Annotated in this window: 5 protein-coding genes; 2 read left to right on the top strand and 3 right to left on the bottom strand. The window is 67.1% G+C overall.

The genetic code is table 11. The annotated features are described in order from the left end of the window. Positions 1-208: 208 nt before the first annotated feature. On the bottom strand, positions 209-955 hold the full coding sequence (locus QHF85_RS49890; protein WP_348652828.1) for an SURF1 family cytochrome oxidase biogenesis protein: 747 nt from the start codon (positions 953-955) through the stop codon (positions 209-211). Positions 956-1803: 848 nt separating this feature from the next. On the opposite strand from QHF85_RS49890, the gene QHF85_RS49555 reads away from it, so the two are divergent. Both QHF85_RS49555 and QHF85_RS49560 read left to right on the top strand, forming a co-directional pair. Continuing rightward, positions 1804-2223, top strand: a complete 420-nt coding sequence (locus QHF85_RS49555) for a hypothetical protein (RefSeq protein WP_281334553.1) — start codon at positions 1804-1806, stop codon at positions 2221-2223. Between the two features lie 37 nt (positions 2224-2260). Then, positions 2261-2650 carry a hypothetical protein gene (locus QHF85_RS49560; RefSeq protein WP_281334554.1) on the top strand — a complete coding sequence of 130 codons (390 nt, stop codon included), beginning with the start codon at positions 2261-2263 and terminating at the stop codon, positions 2648-2650. Here QHF85_RS49560 and QHF85_RS49565 read toward each other — a convergent pair. Together QHF85_RS49565 and QHF85_RS49570 are read right to left on the bottom strand one after the other, a co-directional pair. Further along, positions 2628-2954, bottom strand: a complete 327-nt coding sequence (locus QHF85_RS49565; RefSeq protein WP_281334555.1) for a hypothetical protein — start codon at positions 2952-2954, stop codon at positions 2628-2630. The two genes, QHF85_RS49560 and QHF85_RS49565, sit on opposite strands and share 23 nt — an antisense overlap. A gap of 101 nt (positions 2955-3055) precedes the next feature. After that, the coding region (locus tag QHF85_RS49570; RefSeq protein WP_281334556.1) for a hypothetical protein at positions 3056-3314 on the bottom strand (259 nt) is incomplete at its 5' end.

Genomic DNA, 3314 nt, shown 5'->3' on the forward strand with positions numbered 1-3314 from the left:
GGGAACGGTCGTCAACACAGGAATCCACTCCGTCGGCTGGGCGAGCCGCGCGCAGTGGATCATGCCGGAAGGCGCGTGTCGATCCCCATCGCACAAGTCATTGAAATGAGATGGGAATTTGAACTGACCGGCGCTCTAGGAGATGGTCCGTCCCTCTATGCGCTTCGTTATCGCCGTATAGTCGGGCAGCTCAACGTCACAGCTCTCATCACGGCCCATTCACCTCTATGAGGATCGGAAGGCTGTTCTGCCCGTATGGCGCCAAATCCAACACATCTCGTACATTGTCGAAATGCTCCCACAGACGACTGATGTTCGCGGGCGGTTTTCGGAGAGTGCCCATGATCGTCACGGGATCTTCGAAGAGAGGATCCTTCCGTTCCGTCGGCAGGGAAAGCGAGTCGAGCGACTTCGCTTCGATCCAGCCGTTGTCGACGATGATTGCATCGAGCGCGTACCACGAAGGCCATCCGAGTGATGGGTTGCGCTCGCGAACGAATCGGAACGGCCGTAGGACCCGATATCCAGCGACCCCCGCCTGTGTCTCAGGGACGAGCACAGCACCGATGCCCCAGTAGCCGCGCACGGTGGAGCAGCGGTCGATCTGCCAAGCGGGTGCGAGGCGAGGCTTAGCCTTCGATATGTCGAAACAAGCGCCTTTCGCAGGAGGCGGCCCGTGAGGTCGAGCTTGTGTCTCCGAAAGCCGCACATCCTCGGCGATGATCCATACCTTCGTTTGGCGCTCCGGGTGGGCGGAGTCCAACGCCGAGACCGACGGGGCCGGCACGGGGGACGCGACGGACGCCACAGCCGTTGGAGCTGCAGCTTCGTGGGGCGGCTCTACGGGCTGGACGCGTGCACCCGCGTCTTGCGAGCCGACGTTGATACCTCCGGCATTGGTGCCGCACGCGGCGAGAAGGATAAGGGTGGCGAGCCACCTGAGCTGCGCGCACATGACGGCCCGACGTCCTCGTACCGATCTAGAAGACACGACTCCAACCCATCGGTGGCATGAGATGTAAGTATAGCACGCCCGGCATCCGCGTGTGATCTTCAACTCTGGCCATGCGCGCGATCCATGGTGCTCCCGATCCGTGTCGCTTGCCGGTTTACTTGGCGGGACTGTGTGACCTTATCGGGTGTTCGATACGCCCGTGGAAGGGCTCCTATTCCCGCATTTCAATGAACCCAGGCTTCGACCTCTCGGCGATCTGCGCCCCGGCGCCCGCGTACTGGGAGTGGGAGAGCTCGAGGGGGCGAGGTCGAGGCGGGCGATCCCGCCGAGGACGAGGGCGACGGGCAGGCCGGGGCCGCGTCGAGGGCCTCGCGCTCGGCGAGCTCGGCGCGCGGTAAGGGCTCCTGGAGCCGCCCCGCGGCTCGGCCATCCACGCACCTCCCGCCGTCGACCGCATGAAAAGCCTCGATGTCGAGGTGCAGGAGCACCCGCGGTAGCCGCGCGCTTGACGCGAGGATCCGGTCGAGCTCGCGACACCCGAGCGACGCCCGGATCCCCAGGTTCACGGCGTTGTCCGGGGATCGTGACCAGGTTGTCGCGAATCCCACGGGCCGCGCGCGCGAGCTCGGGGCCCTGGGGGTTCGTCGGGGTCTATCTTCGTCATCACGACGTCTCTGTACCCGAGGTGGGCCGTTCCAGATACCGGGCGCGGCACCGGAAGCCAACTTACGTGGCTTCCCCGATACGCCGACCTCCCCCGCGTCCGCATGCTCCTGTCATCCCCAACGAGGGCGCAGCGCCAAGGTGGCGCTTCGAGGGACACCGCATTGACATCCTGGAGAGTCACCATGAAGAACCGTCACGCGCTGGCCGCCGGCGCCGTCGCCGTTACCGCGGCTGTCGGCCTTGCTGCCGGTCCGGCTGCCGCCAATGACCGCGCCTACACCGTGCATGTCCACAGTGAGGGGTGGTACACGGGCTACATGAAGGTCGACTACGTAAACGCCCAGGGCGAGTCCCGCCACGAGGAGCGCACCGTGTACCGGGGCGGCAACGCCGACATCTGGGTGCCGTCGAACCTGACTTACCTGAAGGTCGCCTTCTACGCCGAGGCCGGTGGTTACATCGGTGGCGATGAGTGGCACGCGCCCCCGAACGGCAACGGAGTGCCGGACGCCGAGTGCCCCGACAGCAACACCACCCGGTACTACATCGGCGGCTGGCTGTGGAACTACGACTACTCCCACCGGGGCTGCAACCAGGAGTGACCGTCTCCCTCATTCCCGGTAGGCAGGAGGTAACACCATGTCCGACCGAGTCAGGGCCGCCCTGTTCATAGCACTGACCGCCACGGTCGCGCCGCTGGCGGCGACCCCGGCCCAGGCCGCGGCGCCCGCGCCGACAGCCGATCGCGTCGGCACCTCGGTGTCCACTCACGCCGACGCCCTCACATCCTGGCAGCTGCGGCTGGTGATCCTGGCCCTGCGGCACGGTGGTCCCCTGATGGGCCAGATGCTGGGCCAGCTCAGCCCGGAGGCCGGCGAATACCTCAAGATGTACGCGCCGATGATCGCGGACCTGCTGTCCGGCGGTCAGACGTCGTGGCAGTCGATCCACGACTTACTGGTCAACCAGAGCGTACCGGAGGAGTACGCCTCGGCGATCGCCGACGTCATCGTGGCCATCCTCGGCTGAGCCCGCAGCCGTCTGGATGCTCACGCTGCATTCCCACGGGCTCGCGCCGAGGGCGATGGATGTGGTCGTGCCAGAGCGGATTGATCGCGGGCGCGTAGCCCACGAGGTGGAAGCCGACGAGCCGCGCGCCGTGCGCGGCGAGGAAAAACGCGCCGCGCCTCGGGGTGAAGCTCGCGTAATGTGCGGGCGGCTGGACGAAGAGGAGGTTGTCCGGGCGCGCCCGCTGGAGCTCGAGCAGCCCGAGTTGATGCGCCGACCAGGAGTCGATCGGGTACTCGCCGAAGAGCCGGGCCTCGGGGAACACTTTTCCCTTTATGCCGGGGATTTGGGGGGCATGTGCGCGTATTGCAGCCGAGCGGCTGGGCGCGCTATTGGCGCGGATGTGGGACTGCGGGAAAGATGCAATCAGTCGAGGCGGCGCTCGGAGTGCGCTCGGCTGGAGACGGAGCGGCGCCGGAGGGCGAGTAGGCCCGCAAAGGCGAGGCCAAGGAGGGACGCGTCTCCGGTGGAGTCGCCAGCCGCGCGGAAGCTGCAGCCATGGCCGTGACCGCCGCCGCCCGCGCCGCCGCTGCCGCTGCTGCTGCTGCTTGCGCTGCCTGGGCCGCCGCTGCCGCCATCGCCGCCGCTGCCGCTGCCGCCCGCGCCGCCCAGGCCGCCGCTGCCG

Origin of the sequence: Polyangium sp. 6x1, assembly GCF_029946515.1 — a bacterium.
Lineage (GTDB): Bacteria > Myxococcota_A > Polyangia > Polyangiales > Polyangiaceae > Polyangium.

What these genes read in the sequence shown, in the direction of transcription:
- QHF85_RS49890 (WP_348652828.1), bottom strand. Translation starts at nt 955, where the DNA reads ATGTGCGCGCAGCTCAGGTGGCTCGCCACCCTTATCCTTCTCGCCGCG.
- QHF85_RS49555 (WP_281334553.1), top strand. Translation starts at nt 1,804, where the DNA reads ATGAAGAACCGTCACGCGCTGGCCGCCGGCGCCGTCGCCGTTACCGCG.
- QHF85_RS49560 (WP_281334554.1), top strand. Translation starts at nt 2,261, where the DNA reads ATGTCCGACCGAGTCAGGGCCGCCCTGTTCATAGCACTGACCGCCACG.